Source organism: Vibrio aquaticus, from assembly GCF_003970385.1.
Lineage (GTDB): Bacteria > Pseudomonadota > Gammaproteobacteria > Enterobacterales > Vibrionaceae > Vibrio > Vibrio aquaticus.
Map to the genome: position 1 here is coordinate 108,866 of NZ_RXZH01000007.1, position 25,176 is coordinate 134,041.

24 protein-coding genes and 1 pseudogene are annotated in these 25,176 nt (G+C 41.1%); 17 read left to right on the top strand and 8 right to left on the bottom strand.

Annotation, left to right across the window (positions count from 1 at the left end):
* Position 1 precedes the first annotated feature (1 nt).
* The 9 genes from EJ063_RS15230 (at position 2) to EJ063_RS15270 (ending at position 11,065) form a co-directional block, all read left to right on the top strand.
* Complete coding sequence (locus EJ063_RS15230; protein WP_244225198.1) at positions 2 to 1,789, top strand: heparinase II/III family protein; 1,788 nt, start codon at positions 2 to 4, stop codon at positions 1,787 to 1,789.
* The gene (locus tag EJ063_RS15235; protein WP_126575210.1) at positions 1,786 to 3,033 is read left to right on the top strand and encodes a glycosyltransferase family 4 protein; all 1,248 of its coding nucleotides are present in this window, start codon (positions 1,786 to 1,788) and stop codon (positions 3,031 to 3,033) included. The genes EJ063_RS15230 and EJ063_RS15235 overlap by 4 nt, the downstream gene beginning before the upstream one ends.
* A complete protein-coding gene (locus EJ063_RS15240; RefSeq protein ID WP_167469910.1) occupies positions 3,017 to 3,613 on the top strand; it encodes a sugar transferase in 597 nt (198 codons plus the stop codon). Before EJ063_RS15235 ends, EJ063_RS15240 begins: the two co-directional genes overlap by 17 nt.
* A complete protein-coding gene (locus EJ063_RS15245) occupies positions 3,606 to 4,235 on the top strand; it encodes an acetyltransferase (protein WP_126575211.1) in 630 nt (209 codons plus the stop codon). The genes EJ063_RS15240 and EJ063_RS15245 overlap by 8 nt, the downstream gene beginning before the upstream one ends.
* A 4-nt stretch (positions 4,236 to 4,239) precedes the next feature.
* The gene (locus tag EJ063_RS15250) at positions 4,240 to 5,415 is read left to right on the top strand and encodes a DegT/DnrJ/EryC1/StrS family aminotransferase (RefSeq protein ID WP_126575212.1); all 1,176 of its coding nucleotides are present in this window, start codon (positions 4,240 to 4,242) and stop codon (positions 5,413 to 5,415) included.
* 67 nt (positions 5,416 to 5,482) lie between these two features.
* Complete coding sequence (locus tag EJ063_RS15255) at positions 5,483 to 7,393, top strand: polysaccharide biosynthesis protein (RefSeq protein WP_126575213.1); 1,911 nt, start codon at positions 5,483 to 5,485, stop codon at positions 7,391 to 7,393.
* Between the two features lies 1 nt (position 7,394).
* Positions 7,395 to 8,099 (top strand): class I SAM-dependent methyltransferase, encoded by a 705-nt coding sequence (locus EJ063_RS15260; RefSeq protein ID WP_158676003.1) that lies wholly within the window; start codon positions 7,395 to 7,397, stop codon positions 8,097 to 8,099.
* Between the two features lie 42 nt (positions 8,100 to 8,141).
* Positions 8,142 to 9,077 (top strand): glycosyltransferase, encoded by a 936-nt coding sequence (locus EJ063_RS15265; protein ID WP_158676004.1) that lies wholly within the window; start codon positions 8,142 to 8,144, stop codon positions 9,075 to 9,077.
* Positions 9,074 to 11,065: a hypothetical protein gene (locus EJ063_RS15270; RefSeq protein ID WP_126575216.1), complete on the top strand. Its 1,992-nt coding sequence runs from the start codon at positions 9,074 to 9,076 to the stop codon at positions 11,063 to 11,065. The genes EJ063_RS15265 and EJ063_RS15270 overlap by 4 nt, the downstream gene beginning before the upstream one ends.
* 168 nt (positions 11,066 to 11,233) lie before the next feature.
* On the opposite strand, the gene EJ063_RS15275 is transcribed toward EJ063_RS15270, so the two are convergent.
* The 5 genes from EJ063_RS15275 to murB form a co-directional block, all read right to left on the bottom strand.
* On the bottom strand, positions 11,234 to 11,596 hold the full coding sequence (locus EJ063_RS15275) for a hypothetical protein (protein ID WP_126575217.1): 363 nt from the start codon (positions 11,594 to 11,596) through the stop codon (positions 11,234 to 11,236).
* A 16-nt stretch (positions 11,597 to 11,612) separates the two neighbouring features.
* The gene (locus EJ063_RS15280; protein WP_208640373.1) at positions 11,613 to 12,257 is read right to left on the bottom strand and encodes a class I SAM-dependent methyltransferase; all 645 of its coding nucleotides are present in this window, start codon (positions 12,255 to 12,257) and stop codon (positions 11,613 to 11,615) included.
* A gap of 125 nt (positions 12,258 to 12,382) precedes the next feature.
* A complete protein-coding gene (pssA, locus tag EJ063_RS15285) occupies positions 12,383 to 13,723 on the bottom strand; it encodes a CDP-diacylglycerol--serine O-phosphatidyltransferase (protein WP_126575218.1) in 1,341 nt (446 codons plus the stop codon).
* Between the two features lie 69 nt (positions 13,724 to 13,792).
* Positions 13,793 to 14,764, bottom strand: a complete 972-nt coding sequence (gene birA, locus EJ063_RS15290) for a bifunctional biotin--[acetyl-CoA-carboxylase] ligase/biotin operon repressor BirA (RefSeq protein ID WP_126575219.1) — start codon at positions 14,762 to 14,764, stop codon at positions 13,793 to 13,795.
* Complete coding sequence (gene murB, locus EJ063_RS15295) at positions 14,761 to 15,807, bottom strand: UDP-N-acetylmuramate dehydrogenase (RefSeq protein WP_126575220.1); 1,047 nt, start codon at positions 15,805 to 15,807, stop codon at positions 14,761 to 14,763. The genes birA and murB overlap by 4 nt, the downstream gene beginning before the upstream one ends.
* Positions 15,808 to 15,874: 67 nt before the next feature.
* Here murB and EJ063_RS15300 point away from each other — a divergent pair, with 67 nt between their 5' ends.
* From EJ063_RS15300 to EJ063_RS15330, 7 genes and pseudogenes are all read left to right on the top strand, one after another.
* Positions 15,875 to 16,291, top strand: coding sequence for a GNAT family N-acetyltransferase (locus EJ063_RS15300; RefSeq protein WP_126575221.1), 417 nt, complete (start codon positions 15,875 to 15,877; stop codon positions 16,289 to 16,291).
* A gap of 149 nt (positions 16,292 to 16,440) precedes the next feature.
* The gene (locus EJ063_RS15305) at positions 16,441 to 16,776 is read left to right on the top strand and encodes a DUF3135 domain-containing protein (protein ID WP_126575222.1); all 336 of its coding nucleotides are present in this window, start codon (positions 16,441 to 16,443) and stop codon (positions 16,774 to 16,776) included.
* A 98-nt stretch (positions 16,777 to 16,874) separates the two neighbouring features.
* A pseudogene (locus EJ063_RS21555) lies at positions 16,875 to 17,024 on the top strand (Wzz/FepE/Etk N-terminal domain-containing protein); the annotation flags it as partial.
* Between the two features lie 153 nt (positions 17,025 to 17,177).
* Entirely contained in the window at positions 17,178 to 17,636 is a 459-nt protein-coding gene (locus EJ063_RS21560; RefSeq protein ID WP_439333291.1) for a GNVR domain-containing protein, read from the top strand.
* A gap of 223 nt (positions 17,637 to 17,859) precedes the next feature.
* Positions 17,860 to 18,150: a co-chaperone GroES gene (locus EJ063_RS15320; protein ID WP_004410737.1), complete on the top strand. Its 291-nt coding sequence runs from the start codon at positions 17,860 to 17,862 to the stop codon at positions 18,148 to 18,150.
* Between the two features lie 239 nt (positions 18,151 to 18,389).
* Positions 18,390 to 20,036, top strand: a complete 1,647-nt coding sequence (gene groL, locus EJ063_RS15325; RefSeq protein ID WP_053438774.1) for a chaperonin GroEL — start codon at positions 18,390 to 18,392, stop codon at positions 20,034 to 20,036.
* A 263-nt stretch (positions 20,037 to 20,299) separates the two neighbouring features.
* Entirely contained in the window at positions 20,300 to 21,466 is a 1,167-nt protein-coding gene (locus EJ063_RS15330) for a nucleotide sugar dehydrogenase (RefSeq protein WP_126575223.1), read from the top strand.
* A 50-nt stretch (positions 21,467 to 21,516) separates the two neighbouring features.
* Here the strand turns inward: EJ063_RS15330 and EJ063_RS15335 are convergent, their stop codons facing one another.
* A complete protein-coding gene (locus tag EJ063_RS15335) occupies positions 21,517 to 22,092 on the bottom strand; it encodes a uracil-DNA glycosylase family protein (protein ID WP_126575224.1) in 576 nt (191 codons plus the stop codon).
* Positions 22,093 to 22,107: 15 nt separating this feature from the next.
* Positions 22,108 to 23,034 carry a D-2-hydroxyacid dehydrogenase gene (locus tag EJ063_RS15340; protein WP_126575225.1) on the bottom strand — a complete coding sequence of 309 codons (927 nt, stop codon included), beginning with the start codon at positions 23,032 to 23,034 and terminating at the stop codon, positions 22,108 to 22,110.
* A gap of 84 nt (positions 23,035 to 23,118) precedes the next feature.
* Between EJ063_RS15340 and EJ063_RS15345 the strand changes: the two genes are divergently transcribed.
* The gene (locus tag EJ063_RS15345; protein ID WP_126575226.1) at positions 23,119 to 23,706 is read left to right on the top strand and encodes a YjaG family protein; all 588 of its coding nucleotides are present in this window, start codon (positions 23,119 to 23,121) and stop codon (positions 23,704 to 23,706) included.
* A gap of 44 nt (positions 23,707 to 23,750) precedes the next feature.
* On the opposite strand, the gene EJ063_RS15350 is transcribed toward EJ063_RS15345, so the two are convergent.
* Positions 23,751 to 24,860 (bottom strand): CNNM domain-containing protein, encoded by a 1,110-nt coding sequence (locus EJ063_RS15350; protein WP_126575227.1) that lies wholly within the window; start codon positions 24,858 to 24,860, stop codon positions 23,751 to 23,753.
* Positions 24,861 to 25,176: the final 316 nt, after the last annotated feature.

The following is a 25,176-nucleotide window of genomic DNA, read 5'->3' on the forward strand; positions in this document are numbered from 1 at the left end:
CGTGCTTAAGCTCGGTGTGCTGAATTTGGCGCGCGTGGCATATTACCAAGTGGGCTTGCGCACGGGCTTAAATCCTGTAAAACGTATTAAAGCGGCCCCAATTTTGGGGCCTTTATTTAACCAAAGTGAAGGCCAGCTAAGTTCAAGTGGTAAAACTGATTATTTGTTTCAGCCATTTGGGTGGAAAAATGCTGTTAAAGTTGATGAAATTCAATGGGATAAAAGTGTTTTAACTGAGGGGAAGTACGAATTCTTTTCTCGTCCTTGGTTCCTGTTATCTGATTTTGGTTCTACAGTCGGGGATATCAAAGGTATCTGGGAAGCATCTCGATTTGATTGGGCTATTGGTTTAGCTATTGAGCATCAAAAAGGCAAAAGTGATGCAGTTCAATTGCTAAATCAAACATGTAGTGATTGGCTTGACAAGAATCCGCCATATATGGGACCTAATTGGAAATGTGGTCAGGAAGCCTCAATTCGTGTAATGCACATAGCTTTTGCAGCAAAGCTGCTTGGTCAAGTTGAAAAGCCTACAGAATCAATTTTGATGTTTGTTAAAGCTCACCTGAAGCGAATAGCACCTACGATGTCTTATGCAGTCGCACAAGATAATAATCATGGAACTTCAGAAGCAGCAGCGCTCTTTATTGGAGGGACTTGGTTAGTTCATTCAGGTGATAAGAAAGCTGAGAAATGGGTTAGGTTGGGGCGAAAATGGTTAGAAAATCGCGCACGTCACTTAATTGAAGAAGATGGGTCTTTTAGCCAATATTCTGTTAACTACCATAGGGTCATGTTAGACACTTACACTATGTCTGAGTTGTGGCGTCGAGAAATGAGCGTGCCTGCTTTTTCTTCGCTACTATATAGTCGCCTTAAAAGCGCTACCAATTGGCTATATCAGCTAACGGATGAAATCTCTGGAGATGCTCCAAATATGGGCCACAATGATGGAGCGAGGTTACTCCCATTAACCGATTCAAGTTATCGGGACTTTCGTCCATCTGTTCAACTTGCTGCGAAAGTTTTCTGTAATAGAGCAGCTTGGCAAAGAAGTGGAGGTTATGACAAAGCTCTTCAGTTTCTTGGTTTATCGAAGCCGACGGAATCATTAGAAAAACAATGCTCATTTCATTTCTCTGATGGTGGCTACTTTGGTTTACGAAATAGAAGTGGGGCCTTTGCGTTTGTAACTTACCCTAAATACAGATTTCGCCCCGCACAGTGTGATGCTCTACATATCGATTTATGGCTCAATGGCGTCAATTTGCTAAGAGACGGTGGTACCTTTAGTTATAATGCTGGCCAAGAATATATAGATTACTACAGTGGGGCTCGGAGCCATAATACCATTGAGTTTGATGGTCGAGATCAAATGCCTCGTGTTGGTCGGTTTTTACTTGGTGAATGGTTAAAGCCAAATTCTGTTCAATGGACACCAGAGATAATGTGTTGCCAAGCGGGGTATAGGGACTATTTAGCCAATCAACATACACGAACAGTTACGCTATCTGAGACAAGCTTACTGGTTGAAGATCAAATATCTGGCTTTGATACAAAGGCTACACTGCGTTGGCGATTAGCGCCTAGTCGCTGGCAATTGATAGGAAACCAAGTTGCCAATGGAGAGCATACAATCAACATTACATGTAGTCATGAGCCAAAATCAATTAAGTTAGTTCAAGGCAAAGAGTCTCGTCATTATTACCGAGAAGAAGATACACCAGTCATAGAAGTAGAAGTTACTTCCGACTGCAAAATAATAACAGAGTACATTTTCATACAATGAATATTTTATACTTCCATCAACATTTTTCGACCCCTAAGGGCTCAACGGGAATCCGATCATATGAGATGGCCAAACGTCTGATCCACCATGGCCATTCGGTTACTATGGTTTGTGGTACATATGGTGGAGGTGAAACAGGTTTAGTCGGCTCATTTGCAAAAGGTAAGCGGGAAGGTTACGTCGACGGTATTAGGATAATTGAGTTTGATCTTGCTTACTCAAATGCAGACAGTTTTCTTACACGAACTATGACGTTTGTTAAGTTTGCATTGAAGAGCATCGGATTAGCTTTTACAGAAAAGTATGACGTTTTATTTGCCACAACGACACCACTTACGGCAGGTCTTCCTGGAATTTTCGCTCGTTGGTTAAGAGGGAAACCGTTTGTTTTTGAAGTTCGAGACTTGTGGCCTGAACTGCCTAAAGAGATGGGGGTAATAAAAAATCCAGTCGTTTTAGGTCTAATGTCTATATTGGAGTGGGCATCTTACCGAAGTGCTCACCGTTGTATAGGGCTATCTCCGGGTATAGTCGAGGGAATAAGAAAACGCGGTGTAAACCCCTCTAAAATTAGGCTGGTGCCTAACGGATGTGATTTATCTATTTTCGGTAAAGTTGTGAACCCTTGGCGCCCCCAAGGTATATCCGATAGTGACCTAATGGCAGTGTTTACTGGTACTCATGGCGTTGCGAATGGTCTTGATGCGGTTATTGATGTCGCTCAAGAACTCAAAACTAGAGGGCGAAGTGATATCAAGCTGGTCTTAGTTGGCCAAGGAAAATTAAAATCTGAGCTTGAATTGCGGGCAAAAAAATTGGATTTAGATAATGTTATTTTCCATCCACCAGTTAATAAAGAAAAATTAGCGGGGCTGATGGAGAGTGCTGACATTGGTATGCAGTTACTTGCTAACATTCCCGCTTTTTATTTCGGGACATCACCAAATAAATTCTTCGATTATATCTCAGCGGGTTTGCCTGTTCTAAACAACTACCCAGGTTGGTTAGCTGGTATGATTCAAGAAATGAATTGTGGCTACACGGTTGAGCCAGAGAACTCTTTGGAATTTGCTAAGGCACTTGAACATGCCGCAGATAATAGGGATTGTTTAGTCGAAATGGGAGTGAATGCCCGCCTGTTAGCAGAAAGTGAGTTTGATCGTAAGCTGCTTGCTGATAGATGGGTTTCATGGGTTGTGGATTCAGACACTGGCAGTGGAGTGAGACGTGAAAAGGTTATTTGATTTTTTTGCATCGTTGTGCGGTTTGATGGTGTTGGTACCTGTTATTGCTTTAGTCGCGTGGAAAATCCGGAATAACTTAGGTTCTCCGGTGTTATTTCGACAAACACGTCCAGGGCTTGATGGTAAGCCATTTGAAATGGTGAAGTTTAGGACGATGAAAGATGCTGTAGATAAGGATGGAGTCCCTCTTCCTGACTCAGAACGAATGACATCATTTGGTGTTAAGTTAAGAAATACAAGCCTAGATGAATTGCCAGAGCTTTGGAACGTTCTAAAGGGGGACATGAGTTTAGTCGGTCCTCGACCTCTTCTTATGCAGTACCTTCCCCTTTACAACGAAGAACAAGCACGTCGCCATGAAGCGAAACCAGGTGTGACTGGTTGGGCTCAAATTAACGGACGTAATGCGATTAGTTGGGACGATAAATTCAAGCTAGACGTTTGGTATGTCGACAATCGTACATTCTGGCTAGATATTAAAATTATTTTCTTAACGATCAAAAAGGTGTTTGTAAAAGAGGGTATTTCAGCAGATAACCATGTGACTATTGAACCTTTTAAGGGCAATACGAGTGAGTAAATGTGCAATTTTGGGTGCTAGTGGTCATGGTAAAGTTATTGCAGAAATTGCGGAACTTAATGGCTATAACAGCATTTGTTTCTTTGATGACCGTTGGCCTGAGGTTTCTCAGGTTGCTCATTGGCAAGTTATTGGAACGACAAAGCAATTGCTGGAAAATTGTTCGTGTTTCGATGCTGTTATTGTCGCCATTGGCCATAATCAGACCCGAATTGAAAAGCAGTCCCTCCTTTCTCAAAAAGGTGCTCACTTTCCTACATTTACTCACCCAACCGCGACTGTAAGCCAATACTCTCAAATAGGCGAGGGAACCGTTGTCATGGCGGGGGCCGTTATTAATCCATTTTCTACTATTGGACCTAGCTGTATAATCAACACGTCAGCCACAATTGATCATGATTGCGTATTGGATGAGGGAGTTCATATTAGCCCTGGAGCTAATATGGCCGGAGGAGTTCATGTAGGCGTAGGAAGCTGGGTTGGCATCGGTGCGAGCGTAAAGCAATTAATAAAAATTGGTAATTATGCAGTTATTGCAGCGGGAGCTGCGGTAACACGAGATGTGCTCGACGAGCAAATTGTGGCCGGAGTTCCTGCTCGACCACTTATTATTAAGGATTAGAAAAGTGTTAAATACTCCTTTTTCCGCGTGGCCTTCGTTCACCCAAGAAGAAGCGGATGCTGTTAGTAAAGTGCTGCTTTCAAATGAAGTTAACTATTGGACAGGTCAAGAAGGGCGTCAGTTTGAAAAAGAGTTTGCGGCTTGGGTTGATTGCGATTATGCCGTAGCTTTGGGAAATGGAACCCTGGCATTAGACGTTGCTTTAAAAGCACTGGGGGTTGGTCAAGGCGATGAAGTAATTACTACCTCAAGGACTTTTTTAGCATCAGCATCCTCTATAGTCACAGTGGGAGCTAAACCAATTTTTGCAGATGTTGACCTTAATAGCCAAAATATAACTGCCGAAACAATTAAAGCAGTGTTAACGGAGAAAACTAAAGCTGTCATCGTTGTACACCTTGCCGGAATGCCCGCTGAGATGGATGCAATTATGGATCTGTCTGATAAACATGGTTTCAAAGTTATAGAAGATTGCGCTCAAGCTCACGGTGCAAAATACAAAGGTCGCAGTGTAGGTACTATTGGTCATATTGGAGCTTGGTCTTTCTGTCAAGATAAGATCATGACGACTGGTGGTGAAGGGGGGATGGTCACGACGAATGACAAAGAACTTTGGTCTTTTATGTGGTCATACAAAGATCATGGTAAGAGTTTCGATGCTATCTACAACCGAGAACACCCTCCAGGTTTCCGTTGGCTTCATGAGAGTTTTGGTACCAACTGGCGCATGACAGAAATGCAAGCGGTGATAGGCCGTATTCAAATCCGCAGAATGGCGGAGTGGACAGCAAAACGCCAGAAAAATGCTTCAGCTATTGAGACTGCAGTAGCAGGACTCCCAATTGTTCGTAGTGTGGAAATACCTGAATACATTCAACATGCTGAATACAAACATTATATATTCATTCAGGAGAAGTTTCTTAAATCGGGGTGGACACGAGATAAAATAATAAAGGCTATTGTTGAGCAAGGTGTACCTGCTTACCAAGGAAGTTGTTCTGAAGTGTATAATGAGAGGGCGTTTGATGGTACAGGGTTTCGACCTAAAGAACCTTTGTGGAATGCGATTCAGTTAGGAGAAACAAGCATTATGTTCCTTGTACACCCTACCCTTACCCAGTCAGAGGTTCACTTTATGAGTAGAGTAATTAGAACAGTTTTGTTAGAAGCACAGGCTTAATAACACTTGTTACATACCTTCTTTAACGCCAGTTTAATGCTGGCGTAAATTTTTATTAGAGAACAACATGGCTAGACTTAACTATATATGGAATTTGTCAAGATTACATAAGCGGCTAATTAGTGTAATAGTCGATTCCATATTTATTATTGGATCATTTTATATTGCCTATTGGGCACGTATAGGGACTGTTATTGCAATTGACAGTTCAGCTGTGCAGTACGCCATTCTTGGGACCTTGGTAATTACTGTCACTGCATTCACTAAGCTGGGCCTATACCGAGCGGTTTTACGATACCTTACGTTCCACGCACTAGCCGTTGTGAGTATCGGAACGGCAATATCTGCGTTTTCGGTCGCAGTGCTAGCCTTTTATTTCGATGCGCCAATTCCACGTTCTGTCCCTGTTATCTATGGTGCTTTTTTATGTTTGCTGTGCGGTGGTTCTAGGTTGATTGTTAGAGTCCTAGTAGCACAAGCCAACAGCAAAGGAAGTAAACGTGTCTTAATTTATGGAGCAGGCTCTGCTGGCCGTCAACTTGCGTTGGCAATGAGAAATTCGGAAACACATAAAGTTGTAGGCTTTATAGATGAAGATAAAACACTTGAAAATACGATGGTCTTGGGACTTAACGTTTGTGATATAGAAGGGGCGGCTAAGTTGCTCAAGAAGCATGATGTTAGTCAGATACTTTTAGCAGTCCCAAGTGCATCTAGAGCTCGTAGAAAAGAGATTCTTGAGTTACTAGTACCGCTTTCCGCAGAAGTACTAACTGTTCCTGATATGCAGGATATTGTCGAAGGTAAAGCCAATATTGACGAGTTGAAGGATGTACCTATTGAAGACCTTTTAGGGCGTGACCCTGTTGTGCCTCAACAATCTTTGATGGAGTCTAATATCAAAAATAAAGTTGTTATGGTGACTGGTGCCGGTGGTTCAATTGGCTCTGAACTTTGTAGGCAAATTATCTTGCTAGAACCAAAAGCACTAATCTTATTTGAGCTTTCTGAGTTTGGCTTATATCAAGTAGATCGTGAGCTTTCCATGATCGCACGGAGTAAAAAACTCCCGGTAAAGGTCATACCACTGCTTGGTTCTGTCCAGAATGAAAATAGACTAGTTACAGCGATGAAAACTTATGACGTTGATACTGTATATCACGCGGCAGCTTATAAGCATGTTCCACTTGTGGAATATAATGTTGTCGAAGGGGTCCGGAACAATGTGTTTGGTACTTATTATACTGCGAAAGCTGCTATTGACGTTGGGGTTGAATCGTTTGTCCTAGTTTCTACTGATAAAGCTGTACGACCGACAAATGTTATGGGAGCAACCAAGAGAATGGCTGAGCTAGCTTTGCAGGCTTTATCTGAAGAAGAAAATATCAAGAACAATGGAACTAGGTTTTCTATGGTTCGGTTTGGTAACGTATTGGGTTCTTCAGGGTCGGTTATTCCTTTGTTTAAAAAGCAGATTGCTCTTGGTGGGCCAGTCACGGTAACTCATAAGGACATTATTCGATACTTTATGACCATTCCGGAAGCTGCGCAGTTAGTTATTCAGGCTGGAGCTATGAGTAAAGGGGGGGATGTCTTTGTTCTAGATATGGGAGAGCCTGTACGTATAACGGACTTAGCTGAGAATTTGATTAAGTTGTCTGGTCTTGAAGTTAAGAATGATGAGCACCCGTATGGAGATATTGAAATTCAATTTTCTGGCTTACGACCAGGAGAAAAATTGTATGAAGAACTATTAATTGGTGAACGAGTAGGCACGACGGCTCATAGCCGTATTATGACAGCACAAGAGGACTTCTTGCCTGCTATTGAGTACGATGAGCTATTAGGTCGTCTTGATGTGGCTTGTCATGATATGCGACATGATGAGATTAGACAACTGTTGCTCAAGGCGCCGACAGGTTTCCAGCCGACGGATGGTATTAGTGATTTAGTTTGGAATGAAAAAAACGGAGTATAAAGTGAACCAAAATATTCAAGATATAATTATTAACTTTCCGAAGGTTAGACCAAAATTAAGTGATCAATATAGAAAAGTGTTAAAGGATGAATATGGGAAAAATAGGGAAGGTCAACTAGGGTACATATCTAAGCTAGCTAATAAATTAGAGTCTTGGATGCATTTTCAAGTTTCAAAGAATCAACTAAAAGGTAAAGTACTTGAAGTTGGTGCAGGTACGCTGAATCATTTATCTTATGAAACTAGATATCAACTGTACGATATAGTTGAGCCTTATGCTGAACTTTATCAAAATAAGCATGAAATATTGAATAGAGTGAACAAATGTTATTCATATTTGTCTGACATACCAGAAGATACGAAGTATGACAGAGTCATTTCAATTGCAACTCTTGAGCATATGGTTGATTTACCTAATGAGTTAAGACAGATTAAACGCCTATTAAAGCCAAACGGTGTGATAGAGATGGCGATACCTTCTGAAGGCGGTGCCTTATGGGGGCTTTCATGGCGTTTAACGACTGGTGTTAGTTTCAGGTTAAGAACTGGTCTGTCTTATAAAAAGATAATGAAGCACGAACATGTAAACACCGAAAATGAAATAATACAACTAATTGGCCATTATTTCGATGATGTTGAAGTTAAAAGGTTCCCACTTAATCATAAGCATCTGAGCTTTTACACCTATATAACTGCAACGTTATAGATTTATACCTTGATAAAATACAATAAAATTATGATGAATTGCGTGGATTTCAAAAAACTAACAGTCATTGTGCCAGTGTACAATGAGTCTGACTCACTAAATAATTCGATGTCATCACTGTTGGAAACTTTAGAGCAAGTAGAGTGTGATTGCCGTTTATTACTTGTTGATGATGGTTCTCAAGATGATTCCTGGGCTCAAATAGATAGCTTTGTTAAACTCAACAGTTGTGTTTCTGCGATTAAACTTTCGAAAAATTATGGTAAAGATAAAGCTATTTTAGCTGGTCTAGAATATGAAGATAGCGATTTATACTTAGTTATTGATTCTGATGGTGAGCATCCATTTGACCGTATTGTGGATTTTTTTTCCACAATGAAGGAAAAAAAATGGGATATAGTACATGGGATTAAGAAAGGACGCAGAGGGAGTTCTTTTTATAAATTCCTAGCTAGGAGTTACAATAAAGTGTTTCATTCCTTTACCAATGTACACCTTCTTGAATCTAGTGATTTTAAACTTTTTAATCGTAAAGTCAGAAATTCTGTAATCTCATACGGAGATATTGACTTCTTTTTTCGTGCCGTATGCCAGGATGTAGGTTTTAGATCGACTACAATTGAGTTCAGTGAGAACCAAAGAGAACAAGGGCAAAGTTCTTGGAGTTTGATTCGGTTATTCTCTTTTGCTTTCAATTCAATCGTATCGTTTTCTCATATACCTTTGTATCTTATTTTATTCCTAGGCTTGATCTCTATTCTTGTGTGTACGGTTTTGAGCATAAAACTGGCATTTCAATATTTAATTTACAACAATGTACCAGAAGGTTATACGACCATTATCCTATTATCTTCAGGAGCTATAGGGATAACGATGATATCTTTAGGAGTGGTTGGTGTTTATCTATCAAAAATATTTGACCTCACTAAGAATCGGCCTAGGTATATCATCGAAAGTTCAATTGGAGAAAATGAATGATATTTCATGATTTGACACTTATCTATGGCTTAAGTGTTTTTAGTATCATGCTTCTATTAGGTTATTTCTTCAAGCTTGGTGGGGGTGTTATATCATCAGTTGTTGTTTTTCTTATTATTGCTGTCTCGGCAAATTTGTCTTTTTATATTTTATACTTTTTTGAATGTGATGTGTCATTCTTTCCTCTAATATCCTTTCTTACTTTTATTTCGATATTGTTTTTTCTAAAAAAAATAGGCGTGGAAGGTGGTGTTGAATTTGAATCGAGAACACACATTCTAGAGACCTGTTTTTTCATAGGAATTTTTTTAATTGTTTTCTTTGTTAGAACTTTGTTTGTCCATGAGGCTTCAGCAGGGACACAATTCTTTCAAGCTTGGAATCCATTGTATGTGAAATATATAATGGATAATGGGACGTTCTACTTTGATTCTAGAGAGTATTTAAAAGATGGTTTTTTGATTAGCGGCTCTTATTATGCCCCGAATACCTTTGGTTTGGTGTTGTTAAGTGGTTTTTTTTTAGATTTATCTGTTAAAGATCTATTTTATTTTTACAATGCACTTAATGCACTTTCAGTTGTTTATTCTTTTTATGTGGCATTATATTTTGTAAGAAATAAACACACTGTAATGCCGCAGGTTATTTTCTTTGTAACTGTAATATTATTTTTATTTCTTGATGGAAACGTAAGGTTATGGTTTTCCTCAAATGCATCCGAAGAGCTGTTTTTCTTGCCTCTGCTTTTGTCGACCTATTACTTATATATTGGTATTCTTAACGAAAATAAAAAAAAATTTGTTTTAGCGATTGTCTTTTGTTCTTTTTCTGTTCATGGAAGAAATTATGGTCTATTTTTCCTTTTGTGTTATGCGGTTTTGTACTTCTTGCTATTCTATCGAGCAACTTCGCGTTCTAAGCAGTTAATTTATTTATTTAAAGATATTAAAGCTTATTGGCCTGCGGTAATTGTTATTTTTGTTATAGTATCAAAAGAAGTCGGTCAGATATTAATTCATGGTTTAAGGTTTCCAAGGCAAAATGTTGTCGATATATATAGCTACACACTAGAGTCATTTTTAGGGGGGGGGGTTTCTTCGTTTTCCATTGGATATTTTAAGGGGGGCTATTATTACAACCCAGCCTCCGTGTACTTGTTAGGCTTGCTTCTTATATTTTTATTTGTAACCTATCTATCTAGAATGAATGAGGTGAAAATTGACAGGAAAATGGTTTTCTTGTTCTTCTTTCCTGTCTTAACTGTGCTTATCCCACTACTATTGGAGGTTACAACTCAATATCGTAAAAATGTCTACTTTTCAAAGCTATATATACACAATTATCTTTTGTTTATAATGTTCCCGTCTTTTATGCTTGGGTGTTTTTCTAATATCTATATAATAAGTAATTTTCATAAAAAAGGGTTAAAATACTACACCGGATTGTATTTATTTTTTATGTCAATTTCACTAATCTTTATGTTTCACAAACCTGGTATCCGGCATTCTTCTATAGAGCAAGGGATAAAACATACCTTAACTGGTGTGAAAAATAGAATGAATAGTAACACGCTTTACTTGAGGCATGAAGAAGGTCTTCTGGAACAAATAAAAGAATCATATACAGAAGAACAACTTGAAGAAATTATAAATAATCCCGTTATATATATGTATTATGAGCCAGGCTTGACGTTTAGATATTTCTTTGGAGGCGACTTTTCTAATGACATTGATTTTTGGAGCCCTGCATTTATTAGACTCTTAAATGATGAAGGCAGTTTCAAAAATGCAATTTGTCGATTAGGTAAAGCAAATATTCTAGCTTATCATGTAAATGGGGATTTCCTTAAGTACAATAAATTTAATGGTAATGTCATATCTAATGAAAAGTATGAAAAAATAAATGAATTCTTAAAGTCTGACAAAGTTATAGAATTGGCAAGTTTTCATGATTTGACCCTGTATACGACTAAATATGAATACTGTTGAGAGGGCGTGTAAGTTTTTTTAACAATTAAAGCTCATTTTATTATGAGCTTTAATTGTATTGATTTTGGTGTTTTATATAGGTATTAATAATACTTCTGTTAGAGTGATGGTTTGTTAACTGGATTTATCTCTTTTTTTAGTTGCACTATCCGAGGATGAGTCGGAAAACTATTTGCTTGAAGGGATATGTGCCACTAGTAAGCCTATTGTAACAATAACAATACCTAGTATTCCTTGCTTGGAAATGGGTTCACCAAACACAACCCTCCCAGTAATAACTAAAGATATAGGAAGAAGGGATGTCATTATTCCTGCCCATACCAAAGAGTTATTTTTAAGAATAATTAGCCAAGATACGATGCTAGATACTTGGAAAATAAAGCCTAGCGCCAAAAGCGAAAGGCTTTTATAGTCACTAATTATTGATAGCAATCCTGTTGAACTTGCAAGAGACTTCTTATATAAAGTTTGGGAAAGTAAGTTGGACAATAAAAACACAAACAAGCTTAACCATGTCAGATTTGTAGGCATATTACGACCAGTAAAGTTAAACGGTTATATGCACAATGTAAAATAAATTACAGTCATACAGTGGTAATTTCAAAGGTTCCCATTGGACATTCAGTTTTTTAGGAAAGTAAAAGTCTATCAATGTTTTCAAGTTACCAATTGAATTTATATGCTCTCTAGCGTTTATATAATTATAGTCTAATCCAGCAGAGGTAAATTTATCTTTAGCTCTCAAGCTTTGACCTAGTCGCCATGCAAAACCTGGGTCACATGGGAGGAGGATGCTTAAAACACCGCCCGGCTTTAGTACTCTAGCCCATTCTCTTAGCACGGTATGTGGACTAGGGAGATGTTCAAGTATATGTGCGGCGATTACTCTATCAAACTCGTTATCACTATATGATAGTTTAGTAGCATCTTGAATATTAACTTCTACTTTAGGGTTATTATGATTAGCAGCCTCTAGCATATCAGCCCTAAGGTCGGTCATCACATAACGGTCGTAACTATGGGTTACATGTTCAATATGTTGACCATTCCCTGCTCCGACTTCAAGCACTTGGGAGAAGTGTGTATTCGAGTCAAAAATTTCTTCTAACCATTTATGGCTTTTTTTCAAGAAGTAAGCAGCAGCGCCTTTTTGATAATTTGCCATGTTGTATATTTTAGACCATGATTTCATGTATGACTCATAGTCCACTTCAGGCCTGATATTCTTCAAAATTAAATCCTTATACTGATTGAGTGCTTTACTTGAATAGAGTATGTACTATTGTTCTCTTAAAATTAGTTCTCAGTAGCATTATGCTATAAAATCTGCTTCAACACTCGATCTGCTTTAACACGGGTAATCTTACGCATCAGCTTTTGCACCACATCTGGGTAATCTTCAAACTTCTCTAACTGTCTGTATGTGCAGATTAGGTCAGTGTGTTGAAGAATATTTTCCACCTCTTTTTCAAACTGAGGTGTTAGATGGTGATAGTTATCTTGAATGAAGATAGCGTTTTCTAAATCTAGCTTCCAAGCTCGTGGGTTAAGGTTATTGCCCGTAATCAGCATATAACGCTTATCGACCCAAATGCCTTTTAAGTGGAAGCTGTTTTCTTCGTGTTTCCAAAGGTGGATAGATAGCTTACGGCTAGCAATATTCGCCTCATTCGCTTTGGCAAATTGGCGTAAGTTACGTTCATACAAGTAAGGTAAGCCACCAATGGTGCGGAAATCTTCTTCTGGTGAGATATAGAAGTCATTAGCCGTCTTATCACCAACAACAATTGTGACTTTTACGCCACGTTTGATTGCCTTCTTCACTTCTTTTGCCACGCTGCGTGGGAAGTTAAAGTAAGGCGTACAAATGAAGATCTCATCTTTTGCTTGGGCAAGAAGCTGGTTGATACCTTGGTTTAGCTTGTTACGCTTTTTACCGACACCCACGATAGGAGTGACAGCGACTTGTTCAGCAGAAACTTCTTGAGACTCAAATTTGTAATTCGATTTTGCTAACGATGCTCGTAGCTGGCGAATTTGCGCTTTGATCTCTTTGGTTTCAGGCTTACTTGGGCAGGCTAAGTCATTTACCGCAGGGTGATCAATCATCTCTGATTGAATGAACTCGACCATACTGTCTGCCAGTGCTTTGTTATTAAGCACATGGTAGCGGTCAAAGCGGTAACGATCTTTATAGTTCAGGTAGATATTGTTTAAGCTTGCGCCACTGTAGATCACCTGATCATCAACAATAAAGCCTTTGAGGTGCAGTACACCAAATACTTCGCGGCCACGAACAGGAATTCCGTAAACTGGGATCTTATGTTCGTGGTTCTCGGCAAATGACTTATACATTGCTGCATTGGTTTCGCCAGGCTCTGCACCGATCAAACCGCGTTGAGCGCGGTGCCAGTCGACACAAACATTTATGTCGAGCCCTGGGTTACGCTGCTTTGCATGATAAAGCTCAGTTAGGATCTCTCGGCCGGCTTCATCATCTTCTAAGTAAAGGGCAACAAGATAGATTCGTTTGCTTGCTTGACGAATCGCTTCAATTAAACGAGTTCGAAAATCTCTAGCGGCGTAGAGGGTTTCAAACTGCGCTGGATCTTGCGCCAAAGTAGGAAGTTGTTCGAATAAATTCCTAGGAGTCATCATGTTGGATGGGTAACCTTTACTTAAAGTGGACAGGGATATTAGCAAAAGAACGAAAAAGTTGCGAGTGACCTACAGCTCGCGGCTAGAAGCTCGTAAACTAATTTCACCACCTATGTAGCTCTCGATACCCTGTTCCGTTTCTAGTAATACTGCGCCTTGCTCATTGATGCCTTTTGCGATACCGGTAACTTCACGTGGGCCCATGATAAGTTTAATCGGGCGGCCTAAGAAATTATCTAGCCTATTCCAGCGTTCAACAAAGCCGGACATGCCTTGCATTTCATAATCAGCTAACGCGTTATGCAGCGTTTTAATCATAGATATAGCGAGTTGGTTGCGGTCAATTTCTTGGTTCTCAGAGACTTCAGAAAGGCTTGCCCATGGTTGGGTGATACCTTCAGTGCTCTCTGGCATCATTAAGTTCATGCCCATGCCAATTACTAAGTTTGCCGCAGCGCCTGCTTGACCTGACATCTCGACCAAAATACCAGCAAGTTTTCTATCCTGATAATAAAGATCATTTGGCCATTTGAGTTTTACACCTTCTAAACCAATCTCTTCTAGTGCTTCAACAATGGCGACGCCTACTACTAGGCTTAACCCCATCGCGGCAGCCATACCTGCATCTAAGCGCCAAAACATCGATAGGTATAGATTAGAACCAAAAGGGGAAACCCACTCTCGGCCACGACGTCCGCGTCCTTTAGCCTGATATTCAGCTAAACATACTGTTCCGGAATCTAAGCTGTCCGCTCGCTCAAGTAAGTATTGGTTGGTCGAATCAATAATAGGAATCAGCTCTACGGGCGTCGTTAAAGCTTGGTTTAATACTTCCTGAACAAGCAACTGCATTGGCTTCGCAAGTTGGTAGCCTTTGCCTTGTACGCGAAAGATATCGACGCCCCACTCTTGAATGCCTTTGATATGTTTGCTCACGGCCGCGCGAGAAATGCCCAGATGCTCACCAAGCTCTTCACCTGAGTGAAAGCCACCTTGGGAAAGAGTTTTTAATATCGATAATTTTGCAGAGTGCTCCTTCATGAATGCTTCTCCAAGATGTCTTGTAAGTAGGTTTCTTGTTTCGCGCCCATAAAGCGAACTTCATGTTCAAGCTCTATTTGATAGCGATTTAACACTGCAGTTCGAACCTTAGCGGCAAGTTGAATAACGTCTTCTGCTGTTGCATTGTTTTGGTTGATAAGTACGAGCGCTTGCATTGGGTGAACCTGAGCGCCACCAACTGACGTGCCTTTTAGCTGACATTGATCGATCAACCAGCCAGCGGCGACTTTCATTCCATTATCAGCAGGGTAGGCAACAATATCGGAAAATTGATTCTTTAATTGCTCAAAGTGGTCTTTAGAAATGACCGGGTTTTTGAAGAAACTACCGGCATTGCCTGTTACAGCTGGGTCAGGGAGTTTCTTCATACGAATTTGGCGTACGCGATCAAATATCTGTTGGGCAGTAAGGTCTAAAGAAGCCAAAGATCTAAGAGGCCCATACTCGATATTTGGTTGCCAATCTTTAGCGAGTTTAAGGCCAACCGCAATGATCACAGCCTTTTGATACAAAGAGTGTTTAAAAATAGAGTCGCGGTAACCAAATTGACACTCCGCTGCGCTTAGTCGCTTAACTGTAAGGCTTTCCAAGCAGAGAACATCTACATACTCACAAATATCTTTTAGCTCAACACCATAAGCACCAATGTTCTGGATGGGTGCACTACCGGCACAACCCGGGATAAGAGCTAAGTTTTCTAAACCTGGATAACCACTTTCAACCGTCCACTGGACAAGAGAAGGCCAATCTTCACCACCAGAGATATGCAAATGCCAGTGAGTGTCAGATTCAGTCACTTCTTTGCCAAGTAATGAATTGATGATCACCATGCCTTGGTACTTTTCAGTAAAGAGCATATTACTGCCTTTACCCAGCACGAGCTTAGGTAAAGCGCTCCATTCCGCATTCAGGTAGACCTGTTTTAGCTCATCAATAGAGTTGATCTCAACAAGGAAGGCGCACTGCTGAGAAATGGAAAAAGTATGATAAGGACGTAGGTCGGCGTTAGCTGTAATTTGCATTGGTTTTATCGAGTAATCTAAACTGCGCTCATTCTACCTCAAATCGAGATTGGTGATAATGAGTGCAATGCAGATTGAGCAACTGGACCCGATGAAGCTTCCTTTAGTCGCGAGGCTATATAAATCCTTTTATCCATCCGGCAAGGCCAAAAAGGATGAGCTAACTTTGGTCGGCTACACGGAAAACCAAATGGCTGCTGTTGTCCGTTTTCGAACTATTGAACAATATCGATTATTGACGGGGATGCTTGTTGTCCCTGATTTTAGGGGGCAAGGGCTTGGACATGAACTGATGTGTTATTGTTTGCAGTATGTGCTCGCTGAGGGCGATTATTGCTTTGCCTATCAGCACCTTGAAGGCTTTTATGCGCAGCATGGCTTTAAAACAATAAGTAAAGATGAACTTCCTAACTCTTTTAAGGTATTGTTTGAACGTTACAGTAAAACCAAAGCTCTTACACCAATGAAATTTATGACGAGCTAGCTTCTTATGATCGTTAATCTTGTGAGAAAAGGTCGTTTCTCTTGATTTGTCTTAAAAATGAGACTTCTTGATGTGTTGAGTTTATTTCTCTCTAAGCTCGCCTATTCTTAAAGAGTAGTTGATGATTTTATCATCGTTGGAGGCAGCCCATGAGAACACCATTAATCAATCAAACATTACCTTCTTTCGATGAGTTGATGGAACTAGCTAACAACAATCCAGAAGCTTTTTCTCAGCTGAAGCATGATATGTGTGAAGAGATGATTCTCTCCGCTTCAGAAGAGATGCAAGAGAGGTTGTGGGCGCAGCAAAGTCATATCGACCGCGTAGTTAGTAACTCCAAAAACCCCAATCATGCTAATGTCATTTTGATGCGTGAATTGGTTTCCCAAATAGTTAAGTTTCAAGATGTATTAGATGGAGATGTTGTTGAATCAGACAAACAATCTTTAGCTGATATTATCTCGTTAGATGAGTGGCGTTAACGTTGAGCAGACTGTGCGCATCCTATTCGCTATGGTAGACTCTAGTTAGTATAAATCTAGTACCATTCTAGGTGCTGTAGTTAATTAAAGGACTATCAGTGAACGAGCAAAACCAATCCCCTATTGCTAACCAGCAATATTCTCCTCAAGTACCGTCTTCTTTTCAAAGTGATGAAATTGATCTTAGAGAACTTTTTAAGGCTCTTTGGGATGGTAAGTTTATTATTATCGTTACAACTATGTTGTTTGCCGTAGGGGCCGGTATTTTTGCACTAAAGCAACCTAATGTTTATCAGTCTCAAGCATCTTTTGTTTTTGAAGAAGCGTTTTATGGCTCCCAAAGTATCTCGGAGCCAAGGATCTCTCCACAGTTATTTAGTAGCAGTGAGGTTAAAAAAATGATGGTCGCTGATTTTTCTGCGGATGCATCAGTGTTGAATGGGGTTAGTGTTTCGTATAACAAGCGAGAAAAAAGTATAACCGTATCCAAAATAGCTCAGGATCCAAAAGCAGCCTTTGATGGCGTGGCTAGCTTCTCTCTTAATTTTAATAAAGTTTTAAAGTCTATAGAGCTTGAAAAAGTGCGTACTTCTATTGATGCATTTGAGTATCAAGAAAATGTACCTTCTTTGAAAACTCAAGAATATTTGGATGAACTCTTAGGTCAGCAATTATTTAAAGAAGCATTGCTACAAAGCCCTAATTCCAAGCTAGTTACCCAAACAAGCGAAGCAGTTATGCCGACATCACATATTAAACCTAAGCGCGCTTTGATTGTAGTTCTAGGCACATTGCTCGGTGGTATCCTAGGTGTTGCAATTGTATTAGTCCGTTTTGCTTTTCGTCGTGAAGATGACTAAATAGAGTTACGCTCATCTAATTGACATGCTCCACTTACGTTACGGTTAGTGGGGCACTTTTGGTTTTAGAGTTAGAATAGTTTAAAAACTGCATCTCTGAATCCGATCACAAAAAAACTTCCCTTGCCCCTTGGGTTTAATCAATCCGTCCCTCATATAGTTACCACAAGGCTTTGAAAGCTGTTTATCAAACAAACATGGAAATTTTCAGGAGAGACACCCGATGAATATTCGTCCATTACACGACCGAGTTATCGTTGAACGCCAAGAAGTTGAATCTAAGTCAGCTGGTGGCATCGTTCTAACTGGTTCTGCTGCAGAGAAATCGACTCGCGGCGTAGTTCTAGCTGTAGGTAAAGGCCGCATTCTAGAAAACGGTACAGTGCTACCGTTGGACGTAAAAGTTGGCGACACGGTTATCTTCGCTGAAGGTTACGGTACTAAGACTGAAAAAATCGACGGTAAAGAAGTGCTAGTTATGTCTGAAAACGACATCATGGCAATCGTTGAGTAATAGCAATCATTGAGTAGTTTTTTGCTCAGATTCAAATATTAGCCTATGCAAATACCATTCATTCGAGAAACGGAAAATTGCGCTGAAAAAATCCACTAGAACAAGGCAAGAATTGAAGTCTACTAGTGGGTCTAATTGCGAAATTCTTAACGCAGTTATAGAGGATTTTAGCAAGCAAGAACGATTATAGAATGGATGATATTGGCATCATTAAACAAAGAATTTAAAGGAAATAAAAGATGGCTGCTAAAGACGTTAAATTTGGTAACGACGCACGCGTAAAAATGCTTGAAGGTGTAAACGTTCTAGCTGACGCAGTAAAAGTAACACTAGGTCCTAAGGGGCGTAACGTAGTTCTAGACAAATCTTTCGGTGCACCAACGATTACTAAAGATGGTGTATCTGTAGCGCGCGAAATCGAACTTGAAGACAAGTTCCAAAACATGGGCGCACAAATGGTTAAAGAGGTAGCGTCTCAAGCAAACGACGCTGCGGGTGACGGTACAACGACAGCAACAGTACTTGCTCAAGCTATCGTTAACGAAGGCCTTAAAGCGGTCGCTGCAGGCATGAACCCAATGGACCTTAAGCGTGGCATCGACAAAGCGGTAGTTGCTGCGGTTGAAGAGCTAAAAGCGCTATCTGTTCCATGTGCAGATACGAAAGCAATTGCACAGGTGGGTACTATTTCTGCGAACTCTGACGCAACAGTAGGTAACATTATTGCTGAAGCGATGGAAAAAGTTGGTCGTGATGGCGTTATCACTGTTGAAGAAGGTCAGGCTCTACAAGATGAGCTAGACGTCGTAGAAGGTATGCAGTTCGATCGTGGTTACCTATCTCCTTACTTTATCAACAACCAAGAAGCTGGCAGCGTTGATCTAGAAAGCCCATTCATTCTACTAATCGATAAGAAAGTATCGAACATCCGCGAACTTCTTCCTACTCTGGAAGCGGTAGCGAAAGCATCTCGTCCACTTCTCATCATCGCTGAAGATGTAGAAGGCGAAGCGCTAGCAACTCTAGTTGTAAACAACATGCGTGGCATCGTGAAAGTAGCGGCTGTAAAAGCACCTGGTTTTGGTGACCGTCGTAAAGCAATGCTACAAGACATTGCTATCCTAACTGGCGGTACAGTGATCTCTGAAGAGATCGGTCTAGAGTTAGAGAAAGTGGTTCTAGAAGACCTAGGTCAAGCTAAGCGCGTAACTATCACCAAAGAAAACTCTACTATTATCGATGGTGCAGGTGAAGAAGCAATGATCCAAGGTCGTGTTGCTCAAATCCGTCAGCAAATCGAAGAAGCAACTTCAGATTACGACAAAGAGAAACTACAAGAGCGCGTTGCTAAGCTAGCAGGCGGTGTTGCAGTAATCAAAGTTGGTGCAGCAACTGAAGTTGAAATGAAAGAGAAGAAAGACCGCGTTGAAGATGCACTTCACGCAACTCGCGCAGCGGTTGAAGAAGGTGTGGTTGCTGGTGGTGGTGTAGCGCTTATTCGCGCAGCATCTAAAGTTGCTAACCTTGAAGGTGACAACGAAGAGCAAAACGTTGGTATCCGTGTAGCACTACGTGCAATGGAAGCGCCAATCCGTCAAATCACTAAGAACGCAGGTGATGAAGAGTCTGTTGTTGCTAACAACGTTCGCGCTGGTGAAGGTAACTACGGTTACAACGCGGCAACTGGCGAATACGGTGACATGATCGAGATGGGCATCCTAGATCCAACTAAAGTAACTCGTTCAGCTCTTCAATTTGCAGCATCAGTAGCAGGCCTAATGATTACAACTGAAGCTATGGTTACTGACCTACCAGCTAAAGATGCTCCTGCAATGCCTGATATGGGTGGCATGGGCGGTATGGGTGGCATGGGCGGTATGATGTAATCATCCCCTCGCTATTCATAGTGAAATTGAAAACGGAGACTTCGGTCTCCGTTTTTTTGTTTTCTAAGCAGAAAAATATCTATCCGTTGAAATAAGTGTCTCACTTCTAATAAGTGCGGAAGTTCCTTCCATGCTTGCTTGATGTCATATGCACATCTGGTCACTATCCTCCATATTCATCATGGAACATTTGTGAAATGAATCTCTTCGCCCTTATTTGATAGGGCGATTTGGTCATTTTCAAATAAAAGAAGAGGTTAGCAGTGAAAGTTGCAGTAGCAGGTACAGGATACGTAGGTCTTTCTAACGCGATGTTGTTTGCACAAAACCACCAGGTGGTGGCGTTAGATGTTATTGAAAAAAAAGTGGAGCTTCTTAATAACAAGGTATCTCCAATTGTTGATACTGAAATCGAGGACTTCTTAGCCAATAAACGCATTGATTTCATTGCGACCACCGATAAACAGCTTGCTTATGCTGATGCACGGTTCGTTGTTATTGCTACACCTACTGACTATGATCCAGAAACAAACTACTTTAATACATCTACAGTAGAGTCTGTGATTAAGGACGTAATGACGATTAACCCAAATGCGGTGATGGTGATTAAGTCTACGGTACCCGTTGGATACACTGAGCGTATTAAGCAAGAGCTAGGCTGCGAAAACCTCATTTTTTCCCCTGAGTTTCTTCGCGAAGGTAAGGCGCTTTACGACAACTTGCATCCATCACGCATCATCGTGGGTGAGCAAAGTGAGCTCGCTCAAGAGTTTGCTGATTTGTTAGTTGAAGGAGCTCAGAAACAGGATATTGAAGTACTGCTTACTAACTCCACTGAAGCGGAAGCGGTAAAACTGTTCTCAAATACTTACCTCGCAATGCGTGTCGCATACTTTAACGAGTTAGATTCATATGCTGAAGCGCATGGTTTAGACAGTCGTCAAATAATTGAAGGTGTTGGCTTAGACCCTCGTATCGGTAACCATTACAATAATCCGTCATTTGGCTATGGTGGATATTGCCTACCAAAAGATACTAAACAACTTTTAGCTAACTATCAGGATGTACCGAATAATATTGTTGGGGCTATTGTAGATGCCAATCGTACTCGCAAAGACTTTGTTGCTGAATCGATTATAAAGCGTAACCCAAATATTGTTGGTATCTATCGTTTGGTAATGAAATCGGGCTCTGATAATTTCCGTGCGTCATCAATTCAAGGCATCATGAAGCGTTTGAAGGCTAAAGGGATTACAGTTTTGATATATGAACCGGTGCTTGAAACAGGTGAATTCTTCCATTCAGAAGTCTTGCGAGATTTAGATGCCTTTAAAGAGATGTCGGATGTCATTGTCTCTAATCGAATGGCAGAAGAATTGGCAGATGTAGCAGATAAAGTTTATACCCGCGACTTGTTTGGCTCAGACTAAATTAAACAAAAACGGAGACATCGGTCTCCGTTTTTGTATCTGCTAGTTAGCTATGTGCCTAGATGTTGATGCACGTAGCCCCGAATAAACGGCACTACTTCCGCTTCAAACCATGGATTCTTCTTTAGCCATAATGTGTTTCTTGGTGAAGGGTGGGGCAGTGGTAAATAATTTGGTGCCCAGCGCTGCCACTGCTGCACGGTTTCAGTTAGCGTCTTGGGCTTATCGTTTAGATAGTAGTTTTGTGCGTACTGGCCAATCAGTAAGGTCATACCGACATTGGGTAACTGATCTAATACCGCTTGGTGCCACTTAGGGGCGCACTCTTTTCTTGGCGGTAAGTCACCATTTTTCCCTTTACCCGGATAGCACAAGCCCATTGGCATAATGGCAACCTGACTGGGGTCGTAAAAGGTCTCTTTATCGAGCTCTAGCCACTCTCTTAACCTGTTACCGCTTGGGTCATTCCAAGGGATTGAAGTTTCATGGACACGAGTTCCAGGAGCTTGGCCGATAACCAATAACTTTGCAGATTCAGAAGCTTGTATGACTGGGTTTGCGCCAAGGGGCAAGTTCTCTTCACACAACCGACAAGCTCTTACTTGGCGCAGCAAATCATCCAACATATATCTTTCTCGGTACTAGTAGCCTTTATCCAAATCCACAGTGTTGATTAAACCAAACCCATCTCGCCAGCGTTGGTAGTTTTCCGCAAAGATATCCACCACCTGCTCAGGAAAGCTGAGCGCAGCAATATGCGGTGTGATGGTGATATTCGGGTGTTGCCAATAAGGATGAGAATTATCTAATGGCTCTTGCTCAAACACATCGAGAAAAGCGTGGCTAATAGAGCCGGATTCCAGTGATTCTAGTAGCCCTTGCTGATCAATTGCGCTGCCGCGACCAACGTTGAAGAGTAAAGCATCTTTACAGTGCGATAAGCTGTCGCTATTTAAAATATGTTGAGTTTCAGGTGTGTTGGGTAAAGTGTTGACGATAATATCCGCTTGCTCTAAGGCGGTAGCTAACTCTTGAATATGGTAAGTCGACTCAAATGGCGAACCTTTGCTTGGAATCCCGCTGCGATTTATACCAATCGGTACAACGGAAAACGCTTTAGCTGCATTGGCGAGATAAGCTCCTATTGAACCTGTACCTAGAATCACCATCTTTTTACCCGCCAGTGATTGATAAGGTTTTGGTGACCAAGCCTTTTGCGCTTGTTGCTGGTGGTAGTGAGTAAAGTGGCGGTAGTGTTCAATGGTATAACCGAGAACATATTCAGAGATTTGTTGGCCGAAGATGCCTTTAACATTGGTCAACTCACCTGCAAAGCTCTCTAGACATGGAACGAGGGCGTCGACGCCTGCATAGATAGATTGCACCCACTCGACATTGTAAAACTCTTCAAAGCACTTAGCTGCTAAGGGTGGGGAAGCTAAAAGAATCGTCGCTTGTTCCTTATCAGAGGTGATTTCTATATCAGGTAACGTCAATTGATCTAATAGTGCGAGGTAATATGGATTATCTTCAGTGAGTAGATAGACTTTATGAGTGAAATTGTTCATCGCCTTGCTTTTTTCCCTGCTGGTTATCAAGTACACTTTCGCTGTCTAATTCAGCAACTAGGTCAACAGACCCTAAGAGTCTCTATGCTACAGAATCCTCTTCAGCTTCGTCTTGAGAAGTTAGAACCATGGAAACAGATTACCTTTATGGCGAGCCTGTGTGAACGTATGTACCCAAACTATGCGATGTTTTGTGATAGCACAGAGTTTGCAGAGGCGCGCGTGTATCGCGATGTTCTGGACAGCATCTGGGAGCAGCTTACGGTCAAAACAGCAAAAGTGAACTTCGAGCGTCAGTTAGAGAAGCTTGAAGAGATCATTCCAACCTCTGAAGACTTCAATTTCTACGGTGTTTACCCTGCGATTGATGCTTGTGTATCGCTTTCTCACCTATTGCATGGTCTGTTGGTTCGTGATTACCTTTTTGAGAACATGCATAAAGTGAGTCAGCAATCGGTAATGACGGTTGCTCAACTTGAAGAAGCGCAAACAGGCGAAGAAATCACTAACGAAAACCAAAAGCAAAACGAAGCAGTGTGCGGTGAATGGGATGTTCAGTGGGCTATCTTCCGTCCTCTACGTGAAGCTGAAGAACGTGATATCGATTTAATTAAAGATTTGCGTGCCGAGCTGCGTGATGAAGGTGTGAGTAACATCGGCGTTAGCTTATAAAGCGATTTAAAAAATAAAGGGAGCATCGGCTCCCTTTATTGTATCTATGATTTACTCTCTTTCGAGTCATCAGTGCTTGAAGGCTTTTCTTGCTCTTCATCGTCATCATCGCGATTTTCGATAACGCCGTGTTTTTCTTTCCATTTTTCCCAGCGGTCAAAAGCGAGCTCTTGCATGTCTGTTGTGCGGTCAGCCTCGTCGACAATCTCTTCACCAACTAGGTGCTCAAACACGTCTTCTAGGGTCAAAATGCCCTGAATAGTCCCGTATTCATCAACCACCATTGCAAGCTGCAGGCGGTTTGCCATCATCTGCTCAAACGCTTTTGGCAGAGTCAGAGTATTGAACAGCACGTGTACTGGGCGCATCACGGCACCTAGCTGTTTTTCGCCACAGCCGGCTTGCTGTAGCTTGAATAGCTCTAAGCGGTGGACAAAACCAATGATGTTATCCGTTGATTGGCTATATACCAGTGGACGCGAGAACGGCGTTTCTTTGTGTTTATCGAGAAACTCGTTAATCGTCATCTCTGCATCGACGCGGAATACCACTGGACGAGGCGTCATTACCTGCGTAACAGGCACATCTTGAATGCCGAGCAGGTTGTTAAGGATCTTAGATTCACCCTCAGCAAACTCGCCACTCTCTTTAGCTAGGATTGCCATCGCTGATAGTTCATCACGCATCTTTGGCGCTTCATGGCCACGAGCCAAGCGTTTAGTGATCTGCTCTGAGAACCACACAAACGGTGTTAACGCCCACACCATCCAACGTAATGTTGTTGCTGCCATTGGTGCTAGCTGACGCCAGTATGTTGCACCAATTGTTTTAGGTACGATTTCTGACAACACTAGAATACCCAGCGTTAATACGCCAGAGAATACACCAAGCCACTCGCTACCAAATACAACCGCAGCTTGAGCACCTGCTGTAGCCGCACCTATTGTATGAGCGATGGTGTTAAGGGTAAGGATCGATGCCAGTGGACGGTCGATGTCTGTTTTTAACTTTGCTAACGCGTCAGCTGCAGGGTGGCCTTGCTGACGCAATTGAGCGATATAACTTGGTGAGATACTCAGAAGAACCGCTTCTAATACGGAGCAGATAAACGATACGCCAATCGCAACAGAGACGTATATAGTTAGCAACAACATAAGTGTCCTATATAGGGTTATCTCCACCATAAATTTTGCATGAAAAGTCTGACTTTTCGAACCTGTGCATGATTACAGTGGACATTTTGTATTCGCTTTAAGCCCCGCACTATCAGGCTTTACGGGCTTTCGCTTGTTTATAAATAAGGCCAAACTGGGTTAAAAACAAGTGTTAACTGTTCCTTACAGAGTAACAAATTGTGAGTTAAAGCTCAGATTATGGTTAAAAGTACGTCATGAAAGCCAAAGATCGCTTACAAACCTTTGCCAGATGGGGCATTTATGATTTAGAGTGAGTTGAATTCGATAACATATG

Coding starts and splice junctions, on each gene's coding strand:
- EJ063_RS15235 (WP_126575210.1), top strand. CDS start 1,786: ATGAATATTTTATACTTCCATCAACATTTTTCGACCCCTAAGGGCTCA.
- EJ063_RS15255 (WP_126575213.1), top strand. CDS start 5,483: ATGGCTAGACTTAACTATATATGGAATTTGTCAAGATTACATAAGCGG.
- EJ063_RS15270 (WP_126575216.1), top strand. CDS start 9,074: ATGATATTTCATGATTTGACACTTATCTATGGCTTAAGTGTTTTTAGT.
- EJ063_RS15275 (WP_126575217.1), bottom strand. CDS start 11,596: ATGCCTACAAATCTGACATGGTTAAGCTTGTTTGTGTTTTTATTGTCC.
- EJ063_RS15280 (WP_208640373.1), bottom strand. CDS start 12,257: ATGAAATCATGGTCTAAAATATACAACATGGCAAATTATCAAAAAGGC.
- pssA (WP_126575218.1), bottom strand. CDS start 13,723: ATGATGACTCCTAGGAATTTATTCGAACAACTTCCTACTTTGGCGCAA.
- birA (WP_126575219.1), bottom strand. CDS start 14,764: ATGAAGGAGCACTCTGCAAAATTATCGATATTAAAAACTCTTTCCCAA.
- murB (WP_126575220.1), bottom strand. CDS start 15,807: ATGCAAATTACAGCTAACGCCGACCTACGTCCTTATCATACTTTTTCC.
- EJ063_RS15300 (WP_126575221.1), top strand. CDS start 15,875: ATGCAGATTGAGCAACTGGACCCGATGAAGCTTCCTTTAGTCGCGAGG.
- EJ063_RS15305 (WP_126575222.1), top strand. CDS start 16,441: ATGAGAACACCATTAATCAATCAAACATTACCTTCTTTCGATGAGTTG.
- EJ063_RS21560 (WP_439333291.1), top strand. CDS start 17,178: ATGGTCGCTGATTTTTCTGCGGATGCATCAGTGTTGAATGGGGTTAGT.
- EJ063_RS15320 (WP_004410737.1), top strand. CDS start 17,860: ATGAATATTCGTCCATTACACGACCGAGTTATCGTTGAACGCCAAGAA.
- groL (WP_053438774.1), top strand. CDS start 18,390: ATGGCTGCTAAAGACGTTAAATTTGGTAACGACGCACGCGTAAAAATG.
- EJ063_RS15335 (WP_126575224.1), bottom strand. CDS start 22,092: ATGTTGGATGATTTGCTGCGCCAAGTAAGAGCTTGTCGGTTGTGTGAA.
- EJ063_RS15340 (WP_126575225.1), bottom strand. CDS start 23,034: ATGAACAATTTCACTCATAAAGTCTATCTACTCACTGAAGATAATCCA.
- EJ063_RS15345 (WP_126575226.1), top strand. CDS start 23,119: ATGCTACAGAATCCTCTTCAGCTTCGTCTTGAGAAGTTAGAACCATGG.
- EJ063_RS15350 (WP_126575227.1), bottom strand. CDS start 24,860: ATGTTGTTGCTAACTATATACGTCTCTGTTGCGATTGGCGTATCGTTT.